The organism is Streptomyces sp. NPDC088747, assembly GCF_044751025.1.
Classification (GTDB): Bacteria; Actinomycetota; Actinomycetes; order Streptomycetales; family Streptomycetaceae; genus Streptomyces.
In genome coordinates this window covers 318,866-334,829 of sequence record NZ_JBIVKZ010000009.1, presented here as the reverse complement: position 1 = coordinate 334,829, position 15,964 = coordinate 318,866, and the positions used below count along the sequence as shown (strand labels likewise).

Sequence of the window (15,964 nt, the reverse complement as noted above, 5' to 3'; positions counted from 1 at the left end):
CGCAACGGTGGGCACCCCTTACGTCAGGGGCGCCCACATCGACGTACGACCTGGATCGTCACCGCGTCACCGCGTCACCGCGTCACTGCTTCACCGGAAGCCCGGCCGCCTTCCACGCCTGGAAGCCGCCGATCAGGTCGGTCGCCCGGTGCAGTCCCAACTGCCGCAGGGACACGGCCGCCAGGCTCGACGCGTAGCCCTCGTTGCACACCACCACGACCCGCAGGTCGTGACTCGTGGCCTCCGGGGCTCGGTGGCTGCCCTGGGGGTCGAGCCGCCATTCCAGTTCGTTGCGCTCGACGACGAGGGCGCCGGGGATCAGGCCGTCGCGCTCGCGCAGGGCGGCGTAGCGGATGTCGACCAGGAGGGCCTCACCGGCCCGGTCGGCGGCGTACGCCTCCTCGGCCTCCACACGGTCGAGTCCCTCGCGGACCTTGTCCAGCAACTCGTCGATGCCCAAGGGGTGTCGCCCCGCCGAGGGCTGGGCCGTCACTGCCAGTCCTCCGGGCGCTCGACCTGCTCCAGGCGGAGCACCTGGCCCGTGCGGCTGTAGCGGCGGATCTGCGGCAGGGGCGGGTAGTAGGCGTGGACCGAGATCGCGTGCTCCTCGGTGGACTCGTTGAGCACCTCGTGCACGTGGTGGCGGCCGAAGGAGCGGCCCTTGCCGGCCGTCAACCGCCGCTCGCGGTCCACACCTTCGCTGAGTTCGAGGGTCTTCCACCCGTCGGTGGGAAGCCGGGCCGCGAGGGAGTACTCCCGGAGTTCGCCCGAGGCGGTGAGGAAGGCGCCGACCGAGTCGGCGTGGTCGTGCCAGCCGGTTCCGGTACCGGGCGGCCAGCCGATGAGCCAGGCCTCGCTGCCCCCGGGGCCTTCGAGGCGGACCCAGGTGCGGCCTTCGGGGTCGAGCGGCAGGGAGGCGATCAGTTCGGCGTCGGCGGCGCTACGGCGCACGAAGTCGAGCAACTCGGCCTGGGTGGGAGCTTGCGTGGGCGCGGAGACAGAGGGTGACACAGACACACTTACCGTCCTGGGGGTTTCGCCTGGGAGCCCGCGGCCGTCGAGAAGCGGCTCACGCGGGAAGAGGGATGCGAATCAGCAGGACGGGTGACAGACGCAGCCCGCGTAGCGGATCAGGTCCATATGGACCCTCCGCCACAGGTGCACACAGGTATCGGTCACGATCCGGAGTACACCATGGTGGTGGAGACGGGTCAACTGACAGTCACTATGTGGACCGCCGGGTCCGCGGTCGCTCGAGCCGGGTTCGAGCGACCGTGTGATCAACTCGTGCTCGCCGTCGCCTCCGTCTTCGACGGTCCACCCACCGTCGCCTCGGCGGCGGCGTACAGATCGGCCGGGCGCACCCCGCTCAGCGCGGTCACCAGATGCCCGTCGGGGCGGACGAGCAGCACTGTGTGGGCGGCCGCGCCCGGGTAACTCTCCGCGACCAGAAGCTCGGCCGGGTGCGGCAGCGCGGTCACGGCGGCCGCGAGCCGGGGCATGATTCCGGCCGTCACCCAGTGCTTCCGCTCCCACACGCCGGTGCCCGGTGCGATGAGCACCACGAGCAGGACTCCGCGCCCGAGCCGCTCCCGCAGGGGCACGAACGAGCCGTCCTCCGCCGTCACCCGTACGTCGACGACCGGCGTTCCTGGTGCCGTGTCCACCGGAGTCTGCGCCTCGGCGTACGGAGGCGCGAGCGGCGAGTCGGCGTACGACCCCGGCGCACCCAGCAGGCCGTGCCCCAGGTGACCGTCCGTGAGCAGCGCGTCGTGTCCCCGGGCCGACCCGGGGACGTACGCGCGCAGCCCTCCGCCGCCGCGCAGCAGGGGCAGCGACTGGTCGGCGGCGCGCAGCCGGGCCGCGACGACCGCGCGCCGCTCGGCCTGGTAGCTGTCGAGCAGCGCCTCGTGCGGTCCGTGGTGCCAGGCGAGCGCCAGCTTCCAGGCGAGGTTGTCGGCGTCCCGCAGCCCCTCGTCGAGGCCCTGGGTGCCGAGCGCGCCGAGCAGATGGGCGGCGTCCCCGGCGAGGAAGACGCGGCGGGAGCGCCACCGGCGGGCGAGGCGGTGATGGACGGTGTGGACTCCGGTGTCGAGCAGCTCGTACGGCGGGGTGGTTCCCCCGCTCCAGCCGCCGAGGGTCTCCCGGACTCGCGCGACCAGCAGCTCGGGCGTGACCAGGTCCTTGCCCGGGGGCAGCAGCCAGTCCAGCCGCCACACGCTGTCGGCGAGGGGACGGGCGGTCACCTCGCCGGCCGAGGGGCCCGAGGTCCGCCATGGCGGCATACGGTGCAACAACGCTTCGCCGGGCCAGGGAAGTTCCGTACGCAGGGCCGCCACGGCGTGTCGTTCGACGGCGGTACGGCCGGGGAAGCGGATGTCCTGGAGTTTGCGCACGGTGGAGCGGGGGCCGTCGCAGCCCACCAGGTAACTGCCGCGCCACCACGTGCCCTTGGGGCCGCGGGTGTGCGCGGTGACGCCGTTCGTCTCCTGTTCCATGGAGTCGAGGCGGCTGTCCGAGGCGATCTTGACGAGCCGTTCGCCGGCGAGGGCGCCGCGCAGGGCGGCGGTCAGCACGTGCTGGGCGACGTGCAGCGGGGCGGTGTACGGCTCGTCGTCACCCGGGAGCTCCGTGGCGGCGGCATCCTCGGTGCGGCTGGGATCGTCCAGGCTCTCGGCGTCCTCGGAACCTCCGGCACCGAACCTGATCTCGCGCATCACCTGCTTGCGCCGCATCGACCGCCATCCGGCCCAACGGAAGCCGGCCCCGGAGAGCGGGAAGCCGGTCAGCCGCTCGATGAGCGCGGCGGTGTCCTCGCGCAGCACCACCGTTCGCGCCGGCCGCTGTTCGTCCTTGCCCGGCCCCTCGTCCAGGACCACGGAGGGAACCTCCTGGCGGGCGAGTGCCAGGGCGAGCGTGAGCCCCACGGGCCCCGCCCCGACGATGATCACCGGGTCCACGGCGCGTTGCCCCCCGCCCGGAGCGGTGTCCTGAGGGACGTACGGGAAAAGCCAGTTGGGGCGGGGTGCACGATCACAGAACGTATGCAACCCATTGCCGGTGCTTGCGTCAAGTGACGGAGGCAGTGGCGCTCGCGCCACTGCCTCCGGTTGCTCACATCTCGTCAGTTCTTGAGCCAGGGAGCCCGGTCTTGAGCCAGGGAGCCCGGCGGGTCACGGCGCCTTGGTGGTGCCCCCGTGGTCGCCGGGTGCCGCGAGTTCCTCGACCGCGCCGGCGCCGACGACCGCTCCGGTCGACTTCTTGCCCCGTCGCAGCCGCCGCTCCAGCCAGCTCGCGAAGGTCGTGAGGGCGAAGTTGAGGGCGATGTAGATCAGTGCGATGACCGTGAAGCTGGCGATGGTGTTCGCGCCGTAGTAGCCGCTCATCGGGCCCACCGAGGCGAGCAGCTCGGAGAATGTGAGAACGGCGCCGCCCAGGGCGGTGTCCTTCACGATCACGACCAGCTGGCTCACGATGGCCGGGAGCATCGCCGTGACCGCCTGGGGAAGCAGGATGAACCGCATCACCTGGTTCTTGCGCAGGCCCACCGCCATCGCGGCTTCGGACTGGCCCTTGGGCAGCGACAGGATGCCCGCCCTGACGATCTCCGCGAGCACCGCGGCGTTGTAGAGCACGAGCCCGGTGACGACCGCGTACAGCGGACGGGAGTCCGAACTGACGTTGGTGTACTCGGCGTACAGGGCGTTGCCGAAGATCATCAGGACCAGCACCGGAATGGAGCGGAAGAACTCCACCACGGTGGCGACCGGAACCCGCACCCAGGCGTGCTCCGAGAGCCGCGCGATGCCGAGGACCGCGCCGAGCGGCAGGGCGATGACCATGGCGAGCGCCGCGGCCTTGAGCGTGTTCTGCAGGCCCGGCCAGATGTACGTCGTCCACGCCTCGGTGTGGACGAACGGCTCCCACTTGGCCCAGGCGAGCTGGTCCTTGTCGTTGAGGCTGGAGAGCACCCACCACGCGAGCGCCGCGAACGCGACGACGAAGACCACCGTGAAGAGAACGTTTCGGCGCTTGGCCCGTGGGCCCTGCGCGTCATAGAGGACCGAACTCATCGCTTAACCGCCACCTTCTTGCCCACCCAGCCGAAGATCAGGCCGGTCGGCAGCGTCAGACACACGAATCCGAACGCGAAGACCGCGGAGATCAGCACGAGCTGGGCCTCGTTCTCGATCATCTCCTTCATCAGCGTCGCCGCTTCGGCGACACCGATCGCGGCGGCGACCGTGGTGTTCTTCGTCAGTGCGATCAGTACGTTCGTCAGAGGGCCGACGACCGAGCGGAACGCCTGCGGCAGCACGATCAGCGTCAGGACCTGGGTGAAGTTGAGGCCGATGGCGCGTGCGGCCTCGGCCTGGCCGACGGGCACCGTGTTGATGCCGGACCGCAGCGCCTCGCACACGAACGCCGCGGTGTAAGCGGTCAGACCGAGCACGGCGAGCCGGAAGTTGATGGCCTCGAACGTGTCCGCGCCGAGATTGATACCGAGGGTCTGGCTGAGTCCCAGCGAGGTGAAGAGGATGATCACGGTCAGCGGGATGTTCCGCACGATGTTGACGTAGGCGGTGCCGAAGCCACGCATCAGCGGCACCGGGCCGACCCGCATGGCGGCCAGCAGAGTTCCCCAGATCAGGGAGCCGATCGCTGAGAAGACGGTGAGTTTCACCGTCACCCAGAAGGCTCCCAGCAGGTCGTAACCTTCAAGAAAGTCGAACACGATCTCCCGCGCTTCCGCGTGTGGCGATGCCCGGGTGCGCCGCCCTCGTGGGCGGCGCACCTCTCAGGCCCTACGTCATGCCTTGATGTCGCCGATCTTCGGGGCGGGCTCGTTCTTGTAGTTCGCCGGACCGAAGTTGTCCGTCACGGCCTTGTCCCAGGCCTTGTCCGACACCATCTTCTCCAGGGCGGTGTTGATCTTCGCCTTGAGGTCGCTGCCCTTCTTGACGCCGATGCCGTAGTTCTCGTTGGTCATCTTGAAGCCGCCGAGCTTGAACTTGCCCTTGAAGGCTTCCTGCGAGGCGTAGCCGGCGAGGATCGAGTCGTCCGTGGTCAGCGCGTCGATCGCACCGTTCTGGAGGCCCGTCAGGCAGGCGGAGTACGTCGGGTACTCCTGGAGCTGGGCCTTGGGGGCGAGCTTCTCCTTGACGTTCTGCGCCGAGGTCGAGCCCGTCACCGAACAGAGCTTCTTGGAGTTGAGGTCCTCCGGCGACTTGATGCTGTCGTCGTCGGCACGGATCAGCACGTCCTGGTGGGCGAGCAGGTACGGGCCGGCGAAGTCGACCTTCGCCTGACGCTCTTCGTTGATCGAGTAGGAGGCGGCGATGAAGTCGACGTCACCGCGCTGGAGCATGGTCTCGCGGTCGGCGCTCTTCGACTCCTTCCACTCGATCTGGTCCTCCGAGTAGCCGAGCTCCTTGGCGATGTACGTCGCCACGTCCACATCGAAGCCCGCGTAGCCGTCCGGCGTTTTCTGGCCGATACCGGGCTGGTCGAACTTGATACCGACGGTGATCTTCTTGCTGCCGCCGGAAGAGGAGGAGCCGGAGTCGTCCTTGTCGTCGGAGCCGCACGCCGTGGCGGTGAGGGCGAGTGCGAGAACGGCGGCCGAGGCGGCTGTGACCTTGCGGAGCTTCATGGTGAACATCCTTTGAGTGGTGAAGAGATGCAGGCCTTGGTGAAAGGGCCTTCAGTGGTGCAGGTCTTCGGTCGCGACCCTCAGTGGTGCAGCCTTCAGCAGGTCAGGCCGTCGGGAACGGCCTTCGGTCACGAAGAAGTGCGGGACGTCAGTGGTGCAGGATCTTCGACAGGAAGTCCTTGGCCCGGTCGCTTCGGGGATTGCTGAAGAACTGGTCCGGCACAGCCTCTTCGACGATGCGTCCGTCGGCCATGAACACAACCCGGTTGGCAGCCGAACGAGCGAAACCCATCTCGTGGGTGACGACGATCATGGTCATGCCGTCGCGTGCGAGCTGCTGCATGACCTCCAGCACCTCGTTGATCATCTCGGGGTCGAGCGCCGAGGTCGGCTCGTCGAAGAGCATGACCTTGGGGTCCATCGCCAGCGCCCGGGCGATCGCCACGCGCTGCTGCTGACCGCCCGACAGCTGCGCCGGGTACTTGTCCGCCTGCGTGGTCACACCGACACGGTCCAGCAGAGCGCGGGCCTTCTCCTCGGCCGCCTTCTTGTCGGCCTTGCGGACCTTGACCTGGCCCAGCATCACGTTCTCGAGCACCGTCTTGTGCGCGAAGAGATTGAAGGACTGGAAGACCATGCCGACGTCGGCCCGCAGCCGGGCCAGTGCCTTGCCCTCCTCGGGCAGCGGCTTTCCGTCGATCGAGATGTCGCCGGAGTCGATCGTCTCCAGACGGTTGATGGTGCGGCACAGGGTGGACTTTCCGGACCCGGAGGGCCCGATGACCACGACCACCTCGCCACGGGCGATCGTCAGGTCGATGTCCTGGAGCACGTGCAACGCGCCGAAGTGCTTGTTGACGCTCTTCAGGACGACCAGTTCCTCGGTCGCGGCCACGGCGTCCTTGGCCACCGATACTTCGGTCATCGCTTTTTGGCTCCGTCCTCGCGGTTTGGGAGGACAGTAGTGACCCCGTACGACCAGCGTCATTACATCTGAGGGGAAATTGAGCATAACGATCCGATAGCGGCTGGCCACATTGTGTAGCGGCCGTCAACGGGGCGCGTACCGGCTGGATAACGGAAGCCGTGCGCAACCCGAACCCTCTTGACGCCGTCCTTACCTATCAGCGTGACTGCCAGGGTGCACGCGCGCGTGCCCGTGGTTTTACAACCCGGGACCGTACGACGGATGATCCGACACCGTACGACCGATGAACCCGAGGGGGCCGGAATGAGACTGCTCCTCGTCGAGGACGACAACCATGTCGCCGCCGCCCTCTCCGCGGTCCTGGCACGGCACGGTTTCCACGTCACGCACGCCCGCAGTGGCGAGGAGGCGCTTCAGGCGCTGGTGCCGGAGAGCGACGGTTTCGGGGTCGTCCTGCTCGACCTGGGCCTTCCCGACCAGGACGGCTACGAGGTCTGCGGCAAGATCCGCAAGCGCACCAGCACTCCGGTGATCATGGTCACCGCGCGCGCGGACGTACGTTCCCGGATCCACGGCCTGAATCTCGGGGCCGACGACTACGTGGTGAAGCCCTACGACACGGGAGAGCTGCTCGCCCGTATCCACGCCGTGAGCCGGCGCAGTGTCCCCGACGACGCCTCGGCCCCCGGTGACAGCGCGCTGCGCCTCGGCCCCGTACGCATCGAGCTGCCCACCCGCCAGGTCAGCGTCGACGGTTCGGTCGTCCAGCTGACCCGCAAGGAGTTCGACCTGCTCGCGCTGCTGGCCCAGCGGCCCGGAGTGGTGTTCCGCAGGGAGCAGATCATCAGCGAGGTGTGGCGGACCAGCTGGGAGGGGACCGGGCGCACCCTGGAGGTGCACGTCGCCTCCCTCCGTTCCAAGCTGGGGATGCCCGCGCTGATCGAGACCGTGCGCGGCGTCGGGTACCGGCTCGTCGCTCCCGTGGCGTAGCGGGGACAGTTGCGTACACGTCTTTTCCCGCTGCTCATCGTCCTGATGGCCGCCGTACTGCTCGCGCTCGGCGTCCCGCTCGCGGTGAGCATCGCCGCCGCGCAGCAGCAGAAGGTGGTCGTCGACCGCATAGACGACACGGCTCGCTTCGCGGCCCTCGCGCAGTACGTCGCCGATCCGGCGACCAGCGCCCTGAGCGGCACCACGGACGAACGCCGGGAGACCCTGAGCAAGGAACTCGCGCGCTACTTCAGCCTGTACGGCATCCGGGCCGGTGTCTTCTACCGCGACGACGCGCCCATGGCCAACGCCCCCGACAGCTGGCTGCTGCCCGAGACGGGCGAAGGACGCGACAGCTTCAACGAGGCGCTCGGGAGCCGCCGCAGCCACGACCCCGAGCAGGTCTGGCCCTGGGACAGGCACCGGCTCATCGTCGCGTCCCCGGTCGTCAAGGACGGTGACGTCGTCGCCGTAGTGGTCACCGACTCTCCCACCGGACAGATGCGTTCGAAGACCCTGCACGGCTGGCTGATCATCGGGGCGGGCGAGATCGCCGCGATGCTTCTCGCCCTCGGCGCCGCCCTGCGCCTGACCGGCTGGGTGCTCAGGCCCGTACGGGTTCTCGACGCCACCACCCACGACATCGCGACCGGACGCCTGAAGTCCCGGGTGGCGGCGGCCGGCGGGCCGCCGGAACTCCGGCGCCTCGCCCGGTCGTTCAACGAGATGGCGGACAACGTCGAGGACGTGCTCGAGCAGCAGCGCGCCTTCGTCGCGGACGCCTCGCACCAACTGCGCAACCCGCTCTCGGCCCTGCTGCTGCGCATCGAACTGCTCGCTCTCGAACTCCCCGAGGGCAATGAGGAGATCGCCTCGGTCCGCACCGAGGGCAAGCGCCTGGCGCACGTCCTCGACGACCTCCTCGACCTCGCGCTCGCCGAGCACGCCGAGGCGGACCTGCGCCTCACCGACATCGGCGAGCTCACGGCCGAGCGGGTGGCGGCGTGGGGTCCGGTCGCCGACAGCAATGGCGTCCGCCTCCTCGGTACCTGCCCCGCCACCACCGCCTGGACCGATCCGGTCACCCTCTCCAGCGCCTTGGACGCGGTGATCGACAACGCACTGAAGTTCACGCCCGAGGGGGAGAGCGTCGAGGTGCGGGTCGCCTCGAACGGCGAGTCCTCGACCGTCGTGGTCACCGACGGCGGACCGGGGCTCAGCGACGACGACCTGGCCCGCATCGGCGACCGCTTCTGGCGCAGCGCCGGCCACCAGAACATCAAGGGTTCGGGCCTTGGCCTGTCCATCTCCCGCGCGCTGCTCACCGCCGCGGGGGGCTCCATCGCGTACGACCACCACGAGCCGCACGGCCTGAAGGTGACGGTGCGGGTGCCGAGGTCACGGCCCAGCTCGTGAGGCGGGCCAGCTCGTGGGGCGGGCCAGCCCGTGGGGCGGGCCAGCCCGTGGGGCGGGACGGTCGGAGGCGGACGGTCACGGCTTGACGGCGCGGTAGTTGCGCCTATGGCCGGGCGACGGTACGGCCTACGGTTTGACCGACCGGTAGTAGCGCCGGGCGCCCTCGTGGAGCTGGAGCGGATCCGTGTAGATGGCCGTCCGCAGGTCCACCAGTTGTGCCGCGTGCACCACGCCGCCGATGCGGTCGCGGCTGTCTATCACCGTGCGGGTGATCTCCTCGGTGAGCCCGGCGTCCGTGTCCTCCCGCGTGACCAGGAGGTTCGCCACCGCCACCGTCTGCACGGACGAGCCCAGCTGGGCCTTGGGATAGGCATCGGCGGGCATCACCGCGGCCCGGTAGTACCGGGAGGCGCCGCCCTGCTCGTGCAGCTTCGTGATCAGGTCGGTCCCTATCGGCACCAGCCTGATGTCGGAGGTCTTGGAGAGTTCCAGCACGGCGCTCGTCGGCAGGCCGCCGGACCAGAAGAAGGCGTCGATCTGGTGCCGCCTGAGCTTCTCCGGCATGGTGCTGATGCCGTCGGCAAGTGGGTCGATGTCCTTCACCGGGTCGAGTCCGGCGGCCTGGAGGACATGGTTCGCGATCAGCCGGACGCCGGAACCGGTCGGCCCCACGGCGACCCGCTTGCCCCGCAGGTCGGCCACGGACCGCACGGACGACGTGCGGGGGACCACCAGGTGCACGTAGTCGTCGTACAGCCGCGCGCAGCTGCGCAGCATGTCCGCTCCCTGCCTGTCCTGGAGCATGTACGTCTCCACCGCGTCGGCCGCCGCGACGGTGAAGTCGGCCTGTCCGGTGGCCACCCGGCGGACGTTCTCCTGCGACCCTTCACTGTTCTGGAGCCGTACGTCCAGACGCGGCATGTCCTTGTCGAGGGCGCCCTGGAGCAGCTCGCCGTACTTCTGGTAGACCCCGGTCGGCGTCCCGGTGCTGAACGTGATCCTGCCGCCCGGGGACTCCTCGCCCAGCGGCAGCAGCCACCACAGCAGCAGCCCGAAGACCGCGAAGGCGGCTGCCGAGCCGAGCAGCGCGCGGCGTCTGCCGATGCGGGGGAGTGCCTGGAACATGCGCGCGATCCTGCCAGCCCGGACGCCGGTCTGACCAGGGCGGGGCCGCGGGCCCCGGACGTCGGGCGGCGCGAACCCGCACGCCGGGCCCTGGTCGGGGCACCGCTCCGGCGCCGCTTCCGCACTGTCGGACTCCGCGCGGCGGAGGCTGTCCGAGGTACCGCCTACCCTTGTCGCATGACCAGCAGCGACCGGAGCCAGGCAGTGGACGTTCAGGAAACCAAGACGTACGAAGTACGCACCTACGGGTGCCAGATGAACGTCCACGACTCCGAACGGCTCTCGGGGCTCCTCGAAGGAGCCGGTTATGTCCGCGCGCCCAAGGACGCGGACGGCGACGCGGACGTCGTGGTCTTCAACACCTGCGCGGTCCGGGAGAACGCCGACAACCGGCTGTACGGCAACCTCGGCCGCCTCGCCCCGATGAAGACGAAGCGCCCCGGCATGCAGATCGCCGTCGGCGGCTGCCTCGCGCAGAAGGACCGCGACACGATCGTGAAGCGCGCCCCCTGGGTGGACGTCGTCTTCGGCACGCACAACATCGGCAAGCTGCCGGTCCTCCTGGAGCGCGCCCGCGTACAGGAAGAGGCGCAGGTCGAGATCGCCGAGTCCCTTGAGGCGTTCCCGTCCACGCTGCCGACCCGCCGCGAGAGCGCGTACGCCGCCTGGGTGTCGATCTCCGTGGGGTGCAACAACACCTGCACCTTCTGCATTGTCCCGGCGCTGCGCGGCAAGGAGAAGGACCGCAGGACCGGCGACATCCTCGCCGAGATCGAGGCCCTCGTCGGCGAGGGCGTCTCCGAGATCACGCTGCTGGGGCAGAACGTGAACGCCTACGGCAGTGACATAGGCGACCGTGAAGCCTTCAGTAAGCTGCTCCGCGCCTGCGGCACGATCGAGGGCCTGGAGCGTGTGCGTTTCACCTCGCCGCACCCACGCGACTTCACGGACGACGTGATCGCCGCCATGGCCGAGACGCCGAACGTGATGCCGCAGCTGCACATGCCGATGCAGTCCGGCTCGGACACGGTCCTCAAGGCGATGCGCCGCTCCTACCGCCAGGAGCGCTACCTGGGAATCATCGACAAGGTGCGGGCCGCCATCCCGCACGCGGCGATCACCACCGACATCATCGTGGGCTTCCCCGGCGAGACCGAGGAGGACTTCGAGCAGACCCTGTACGCGGTCCGAGAGGCCCGCTTCGCGAACGCGTTCACGTTCCAGTACTCCAAGCGCCCCGGAACCCCGGCGGCCACCATGGAGGGGCAGATCCCCAAGGAGGTCGTCCAGGCCCGCTACGAGCGTCTCGTGGCCGTCCAGGAGGAGATCTCCTGGGACGAGAACAAGAAGCAGGTCGGCCGCACCCTGGAGCTGATGGTCGCCGAGGGCGAGGGCCGCAAGGACGGCGCCACGCACCGCCTCTCCGGCCGCGCCCCCGACAACCGCCTGGTCCACTTCACCAAGCCCGACGAGGACGTCCGCCCCGGCGACGTCGTCACCGTCGACATCACCTACGCCGCTCCGCACCACCTCCTCGCCGAGGGCCCCACCCTGAAGGTGCGCCGCACGCGCGCGGGCGACGCCTGGGAGAAGCGGAACGCCGCCTCGGCCGCGAAACCGGCGGGCGTCATGCTCGGCCTCCCGAAGATCGGCGTGCCGGCACCACTGCCGGTCGCGGCGGGCAACGGATGTGGTTGCGACTGACGGCGCCGGCCGTCGGGTGCGGGTGTGGCTACGTGCGTCGCCCGTACCACGCCCGCCCTTCCGGCAACGGACGTGGCCGGGACTGTGAGGGGCCCGTGCCGGGAAGGATCCGCCCATGCCGTACAGCGTGGAATTCACCGAGCGCGCCGCTCGCGTCCGGGACAGCCTCCCCGCCGAGCGCGGGGAGGTGCTGGAACGGGGACTGGCGATCCTGCTCGCCGACCCGCGGCACAAGCTCTCGCACGCCGTGGGCGGTGACGAGGCGACCCGCGAGGTGGCCCTGTCGCGCAGCCTGTTCATCGAGTACGTGATCAGCGACGGCAAGCTCGTGGTGCTCGTCCTCACCGCGATCGACCTCACGCACGTGCTCATCGAGGAGTGACGTCCCGCTCGCCGACGAGCGACACGGCGTCCGCGACCGGTGACATGCGCTGACCGGTGACATGCGCCGGCCCGTGACATGCGTCGGCCCGTGACATGCCTCGGCCGGTGACCGGTGACGTGCGCCGGCCCGTGACATGCGTCGGCCCGTGACATGCCTCGGCCGGTGACCGGTGACGTGCGCCGGTCGGTTACGTCCGCCGCTGAGCCGTACCGCCGCACGCGGACTACGCTGCCGATCATGCTTGTAGCCGCCGCAGTCTGCCCCTGTCCGCCGCTGCTCGTGCCGGACGTCGCCGTCGGCGCGGCGCCCGAGCTCGACGCCGCGCGAGCCGCCTGTACGGACGCGCTGGGCCTGCTCGCCGCCTCCCGCCCCGACCTGCTGGTCGTCGTCGGCCCCGCGGAACAGAGCGGGCGCGGTCCGCACGCCGCGGGCACCGAGGGCTCCTTCCGGGGCTTCGGCGTGGATATCGACGTACGCCTGGGAAACGCGGACCCCGGTGACGAGGCGGGCCCGCGGGCGGACGGGCGCGAGCTGCCGCCCTCACTGGCCGTCGCCGGGTGGCTCCTGGAGCACACGGGCTGGTCCGACGCCCCCGTCGAGGGGCTCGGGGTGGGGGAACCTCTGGAGGCCGAGCGGTGTATCGAAGTGGGGGAGGGAATCGGCGCGCGGGCCGGGCGGGTGGCGCTGCTGGTGATGGGCGACGCCAGCGCGTGCCGGACGCTCAAGGCGCCCGGCTATCTCGACGAGCGCGCGGCGGGCTTCGACGCGGAGGCCGCGCGTGCCCTCGGGTCGGCCGACGTGGCCGCCCTCAAAGCGATGGACGCGGAGCTGGCTCAGGAGCTCAAGGCGTCCGGGCGGGCCCCCTGGCAGGTCCTCGCGGGCGCCGCGGAGGGCGCGGGCCTCGGCGGCGCGCTGCTGTACGAGGACGCGCCGTACGGAGTGGGGTATCTGGTGGCGGCGTGGTCGTAGGGGCGGTCACCGGGCGCCGCGTGAGCTGGTCCTCGAAGGCGTGCGGCTGGTCGTAGGCGGACTCAGCAATCGGCCACGTGAGGTAGTCCTCGAACGCTTCTGGTTGCGGCCCGGCCGTAAGGGCGGTCACCGGTCACCGGACGCCGCCGCGAGGCAGGTCTCGTAGGCGGGCCCGCCATGACACGGCGGACGGACGGCCGAGGAGCCCGGAGTGCTCCGCGGTCGTCCGCCGGGGTGTCCTGCTCAGGAAGCGGCGGGCGGAGGGGGTGTGTCCGCCGGAGGTGTGGTGCCGCCGCTGTCCTTCTGCGCGAGGCGGTCCACGGCGCCCTTCGCCTTGTCCGTGCCCGTCACGATCTTGTCGCTGTACTTGTGCTTGGTCTTCTCGTCGACCACCCGGGCGGCCTTGTCGAGCCCCAGGCCGACCTTGTCCCCGTGCTGTTGCGCGAGGTCCGAGACCTTGTCCTTGGCGGGCGCCAGCTTGGCTTTCAGATTGTCCAGGAGACCCATCGTCCACCTTCCTCGCGGGCAGTCACGTGCGGGCGCCTTCGCCGGCCTCGCTGTCGGCGGCCTTCTCGGCGGTCTGCTGCTGGGGGATCTCGACGTCCTCCGCGGAGGCGGTTCCGGCCGTCTCCACCGTCTCCGCCGTCACCTCGGCCTCGGTCACGGACGAACCCTCCGCCGCTTCCGCCGCCTCGGCCCCGGTCGACGCCGTGTCGGCCTGCACCTCAGCGGTTGACGCCCCCTCCGTAGTCCTCGACCTCCGGAAAAGCCATGCAAAAACGCCCATATCCACTCCATACGTTACTCGTGAGGGCGAAATCCCGCGTCGCCCGGTGCGTCCCATTGCGTCGCCCGGGTCACCGGCCCTCGAATGCCGGCGGCTGGAACCTCGCACAGGCAACGACCTCGGAGTTTTGCCGTTACGTAACTCGTTCGAGGATGGGTCTGTACGTTTGGGAGACTGGGACGGTGAGAAGCACACCCCCCACCCCCCGGGTCATCGCCGTCGTCGGACCGACCGCGGCAGGAAAGTCCGATCTGGGCGTTTTCCTCGCCCGCCGCCTCGGAGGCGAGATCGTCAACGCCGACTCCATGCAGTTGTACCGAGGGATGGACATCGGCACGGCCAAGCTGACGTCCGAGGAGCGCGGCGGAATCCCGCACCACCTCCTGGACATCTGGGACGTGACCGTCACCGCCAGCGTCGCCGAGTACCAGCGGCTCGCTCGTGACCGCATCGACACCCTGCTCGCCGATGGCCGCTGGCCGATCCTGGTGGGCGGTTCCGGGCTGTACGTCCGCGGGGCCGTGGACCATCTCGAGTTCCCCGGCACCGACCCCGAGGTACGGGCCCGGCTGGAGGAGGAACTCACCCTGCGCGGTTCCGGCGCGCTGCACGCGCGGCTGGCCGTGGCCGACCCCGAGGCCGCACACGCGATCCTGCCCAGCAACGGCCGCCGTATCGTCCGTGCCCTTGAGGTCATCGAGATCACCGGCAAGCCCTTCACCGCCAATCTGCCGGGCCACGACTCCGTGTACGACACCCTCCAGATCGGCGTCGACGTGGCGCGCCCCGAGCTGGACGAGCGCATCGCGCGCCGGGTCGACCGGATGTGGGGCGCGGGTCTGGTCGACGAGGTGCGGGCACTGGAGGCGCAGGGGTTGCGCGAAGGGCGCACGGCCGCGCGCGCACTCGGCTATCAGCAGGTACTCGCCGCGCTGGCGGGGGAGTACACCGAAGCGGAGGCGCGCGCCGAGACCGTACGTGCCACCAAGCGCTTCGCGCGCCGCCAGGATTCATGGTTCCGACGCGACCCGCGGGTGCATTGGCTAAGTGGGGCCGCGGCAGATCTCACGGAACTCCCGCAGCTCGCACTGGCGTTGGTCGAACGACCGGTCACAGCCTGATCACGTCATGGCATCGGGACGCTCCGGCCGTCATCCCGGCCTCCGGCGCCGTGCCATCATCGAGCTTCGATCGACCAGTGAAAGTCCGAGTTGGGAGGGCGCGTGGCGATGGAGGCCGGCCCTCGTGACACCGCACGAGACACTGAGCACGGTATCGATCCGGAAGGCGATCGCCTGAACCTGGATCCGGACGGAGAACCGCTGATTTCCGACGGCCCCGAGGACACTCCGGACGGCGTGATCGCCGACGGTCCCGGTCCCGGCGAGATGTCACCGGAGCCGGAGGTCGAGGTCGAGCTGCGTCCGCAGCGCCGGCTGCGCATCTGGCAGCTCGCGCCCATCGTCGGCCTGGCCGCGATCGGCTCCCTGATGTTCGCCTTCCCGCTTGCCTTCGAGTTCGGCGACGGCGGCGCCGTGGTCGCCATGCTCGGACTGCTGATCTGCTCGTGCGCGGCCGGCTGGGGAATGATGGCCGCCCGCCGCGTCGGCCACACCTGGCCCGGCTTCCCGCCGCGCGGTTCGGGGCGCGGCCCCGACTGGCGTGTGGTGATCGCGTACGTGGTGATGGTCGCAGCCGTGGTGGTGCTCGCGGTGTGGCGCGTGGCGCGGCTGCGCTGACGTACTCCGCGGTACGGCGTGCCCCGGCGGCTCCGCTACCCGGCGCCCTGAGGCGCGGCTCGGCGGCTTTCCCGCCCGGCTTCCGATGGTGCGGCTCGGCGGCCATCCCGCCCGGCTTCCGATGGTGCGGCTCGGCGGTTTCTCCGTCCGGGTCCCGGCCGCGTGACCTGGTGATTTCCCTCCCCATCTTCCGACGGTGTGCCCCGGTGGTTTCGCTGCTCGGGTCTCGATGGCGCGGCTCGGTGGTTTCCCGGGCCGCCTTCCGACG

General features: G+C 70.1%; 18 protein-coding genes. 7 read left to right on the top strand and 11 right to left on the bottom strand.

Annotation, left to right across the window (positions count from 1 at the left end; genetic code table 11):
• Positions 1 to 82 precede the first annotated feature (82 nt).
• The 8 genes from ACIP79_RS23000 to ACIP79_RS22965 all read right to left on the bottom strand — a co-directional run bounded on the left by ACIP79_RS23000 (position 83) and on the right by ACIP79_RS22965 (position 6,578).
• Positions 83 to 493 carry a rhodanese-like domain-containing protein gene (locus ACIP79_RS23000; RefSeq protein WP_401226203.1) on the bottom strand — a complete coding sequence of 137 codons (411 nt, stop codon included), beginning with the start codon at positions 491 to 493 and terminating at the stop codon, positions 83 to 85.
• Positions 490 to 1,017 carry a cysteine dioxygenase gene (locus tag ACIP79_RS22995; protein WP_383679299.1) on the bottom strand — a complete coding sequence of 176 codons (528 nt, stop codon included), beginning with the start codon at positions 1,015 to 1,017 and terminating at the stop codon, positions 490 to 492. The genes ACIP79_RS23000 and ACIP79_RS22995 overlap by 4 nt, the downstream gene beginning before the upstream one ends.
• 75 nt (positions 1,018 to 1,092) lie before the next feature.
• Positions 1,093 to 1,164 carry a putative leader peptide gene (locus ACIP79_RS22990; RefSeq protein ID WP_401226285.1) on the bottom strand — a complete coding sequence of 24 codons (72 nt, stop codon included), beginning with the start codon at positions 1,162 to 1,164 and terminating at the stop codon, positions 1,093 to 1,095.
• 116 nt (positions 1,165 to 1,280) lie between these two features.
• Complete coding sequence (locus ACIP79_RS22985; RefSeq protein WP_401226200.1) at positions 1,281 to 2,960, bottom strand: FAD-dependent monooxygenase; 1,680 nt, start codon at positions 2,958 to 2,960, stop codon at positions 1,281 to 1,283.
• Between the two features lie 213 nt (positions 2,961 to 3,173).
• Positions 3,174 to 4,073, bottom strand: coding sequence for an amino acid ABC transporter permease (locus tag ACIP79_RS22980; RefSeq protein ID WP_401226198.1), 900 nt, complete (start codon positions 4,071 to 4,073; stop codon positions 3,174 to 3,176).
• The gene (locus tag ACIP79_RS22975; RefSeq protein ID WP_401226196.1) at positions 4,070 to 4,735 is read right to left on the bottom strand and encodes an amino acid ABC transporter permease; all 666 of its coding nucleotides are present in this window, start codon (positions 4,733 to 4,735) and stop codon (positions 4,070 to 4,072) included. The genes ACIP79_RS22980 and ACIP79_RS22975 overlap by 4 nt, the downstream gene beginning before the upstream one ends.
• A gap of 75 nt (positions 4,736 to 4,810) precedes the next feature.
• Entirely contained in the window at positions 4,811 to 5,653 is an 843-nt protein-coding gene (locus ACIP79_RS22970) for a glutamate ABC transporter substrate-binding protein (RefSeq protein ID WP_401226194.1), read from the bottom strand.
• Between the two features lie 148 nt (positions 5,654 to 5,801).
• Positions 5,802 to 6,578 carry an amino acid ABC transporter ATP-binding protein gene (locus tag ACIP79_RS22965; RefSeq protein WP_383679314.1) on the bottom strand — a complete coding sequence of 259 codons (777 nt, stop codon included), beginning with the start codon at positions 6,576 to 6,578 and terminating at the stop codon, positions 5,802 to 5,804.
• A 306-nt stretch (positions 6,579 to 6,884) separates the two neighbouring features.
• Here ACIP79_RS22965 and ACIP79_RS22960 point away from each other — a divergent pair, with 306 nt between their 5' ends.
• A complete protein-coding gene (locus ACIP79_RS22960; RefSeq protein WP_383679317.1) occupies positions 6,885 to 7,571 on the top strand; it encodes a response regulator transcription factor in 687 nt (228 codons plus the stop codon).
• 9 nt (positions 7,572 to 7,580) lie between these two features.
• A complete protein-coding gene (locus tag ACIP79_RS22955; protein ID WP_401226190.1) occupies positions 7,581 to 8,987 on the top strand; it encodes an ATP-binding protein in 1,407 nt (468 codons plus the stop codon).
• Positions 8,988 to 9,113: 126 nt separating this feature from the next.
• Here ACIP79_RS22955 and ACIP79_RS22950 read toward each other — a convergent pair whose 3' ends face one another.
• A complete protein-coding gene (locus ACIP79_RS22950; protein WP_401226187.1) occupies positions 9,114 to 10,112 on the bottom strand; it encodes a TAXI family TRAP transporter solute-binding subunit in 999 nt (332 codons plus the stop codon).
• A gap of 177 nt (positions 10,113 to 10,289) precedes the next feature.
• Between ACIP79_RS22950 and miaB the strand changes: the two genes are divergently transcribed.
• From miaB to ACIP79_RS22935, 3 genes are all read left to right on the top strand, one after another.
• Positions 10,290 to 11,816 (top strand): tRNA (N6-isopentenyl adenosine(37)-C2)-methylthiotransferase MiaB, encoded by a 1,527-nt coding sequence (miaB, locus tag ACIP79_RS22945; protein WP_401226185.1) that lies wholly within the window; start codon positions 10,290 to 10,292, stop codon positions 11,814 to 11,816.
• Positions 11,817 to 11,931: 115 nt separating this feature from the next.
• Positions 11,932 to 12,198 (top strand): hypothetical protein, encoded by a 267-nt coding sequence (locus ACIP79_RS22940; protein WP_383679329.1) that lies wholly within the window; start codon positions 11,932 to 11,934, stop codon positions 12,196 to 12,198.
• Positions 12,199 to 12,438: 240 nt separating this feature from the next.
• A complete protein-coding gene (locus ACIP79_RS22935) occupies positions 12,439 to 13,170 on the top strand; it encodes a class III extradiol dioxygenase subunit B-like domain-containing protein (protein WP_401226183.1) in 732 nt (243 codons plus the stop codon).
• A gap of 243 nt (positions 13,171 to 13,413) precedes the next feature.
• Here the strand turns inward: ACIP79_RS22935 and ACIP79_RS22930 are convergent, their stop codons facing one another.
• Complete coding sequence (locus tag ACIP79_RS22930) at positions 13,414 to 13,677, bottom strand: antitoxin (protein ID WP_401226180.1); 264 nt, start codon at positions 13,675 to 13,677, stop codon at positions 13,414 to 13,416.
• A 22-nt stretch (positions 13,678 to 13,699) separates the two neighbouring features.
• Positions 13,700 to 13,894, bottom strand: a complete 195-nt coding sequence (locus tag ACIP79_RS22925) for a gliding motility protein (RefSeq protein WP_401226178.1) — start codon at positions 13,892 to 13,894, stop codon at positions 13,700 to 13,702.
• A 245-nt stretch (positions 13,895 to 14,139) separates the two neighbouring features.
• Between ACIP79_RS22925 and miaA the strand changes: the two genes are divergently transcribed.
• Both miaA and ACIP79_RS22915 read left to right on the top strand, forming a co-directional pair.
• The gene (miaA, locus tag ACIP79_RS22920) at positions 14,140 to 15,078 is read left to right on the top strand and encodes a tRNA (adenosine(37)-N6)-dimethylallyltransferase MiaA (protein WP_401226175.1); all 939 of its coding nucleotides are present in this window, start codon (positions 14,140 to 14,142) and stop codon (positions 15,076 to 15,078) included.
• A 108-nt stretch (positions 15,079 to 15,186) separates the two neighbouring features.
• Positions 15,187 to 15,696 carry a hypothetical protein gene (locus ACIP79_RS22915; protein ID WP_383679437.1) on the top strand — a complete coding sequence of 170 codons (510 nt, stop codon included), beginning with the start codon at positions 15,187 to 15,189 and terminating at the stop codon, positions 15,694 to 15,696.
• The last annotated feature ends 268 nt before the right edge of the window (positions 15,697 to 15,964 follow it).

Coding starts and splice junctions, on each gene's coding strand:
- ACIP79_RS22980 (WP_401226198.1), bottom strand. CDS start 4,073: ATGAGTTCGGTCCTCTATGACGCGCAGGGCCCACGGGCCAAGCGCCGA.
- ACIP79_RS22970 (WP_401226194.1), bottom strand. CDS start 5,653: ATGAAGCTCCGCAAGGTCACAGCCGCCTCGGCCGCCGTTCTCGCACTC.
- ACIP79_RS22965 (WP_383679314.1), bottom strand. CDS start 6,578: ATGACCGAAGTATCGGTGGCCAAGGACGCCGTGGCCGCGACCGAGGAA.
- ACIP79_RS22960 (WP_383679317.1), top strand. CDS start 6,885: ATGAGACTGCTCCTCGTCGAGGACGACAACCATGTCGCCGCCGCCCTC.
- ACIP79_RS22950 (WP_401226187.1), bottom strand. CDS start 10,112: ATGTTCCAGGCACTCCCCCGCATCGGCAGACGCCGCGCGCTGCTCGGC.
- miaB (WP_401226185.1), top strand. CDS start 10,290: ATGACCAGCAGCGACCGGAGCCAGGCAGTGGACGTTCAGGAAACCAAG.
- ACIP79_RS22940 (WP_383679329.1), top strand. CDS start 11,932: ATGCCGTACAGCGTGGAATTCACCGAGCGCGCCGCTCGCGTCCGGGAC.
- ACIP79_RS22935 (WP_401226183.1), top strand. CDS start 12,439: ATGCTTGTAGCCGCCGCAGTCTGCCCCTGTCCGCCGCTGCTCGTGCCG.
- ACIP79_RS22930 (WP_401226180.1), bottom strand. CDS start 13,677: ATGGGTCTCCTGGACAATCTGAAAGCCAAGCTGGCGCCCGCCAAGGAC.
- ACIP79_RS22915 (WP_383679437.1), top strand. CDS start 15,187: ATGGAGGCCGGCCCTCGTGACACCGCACGAGACACTGAGCACGGTATC.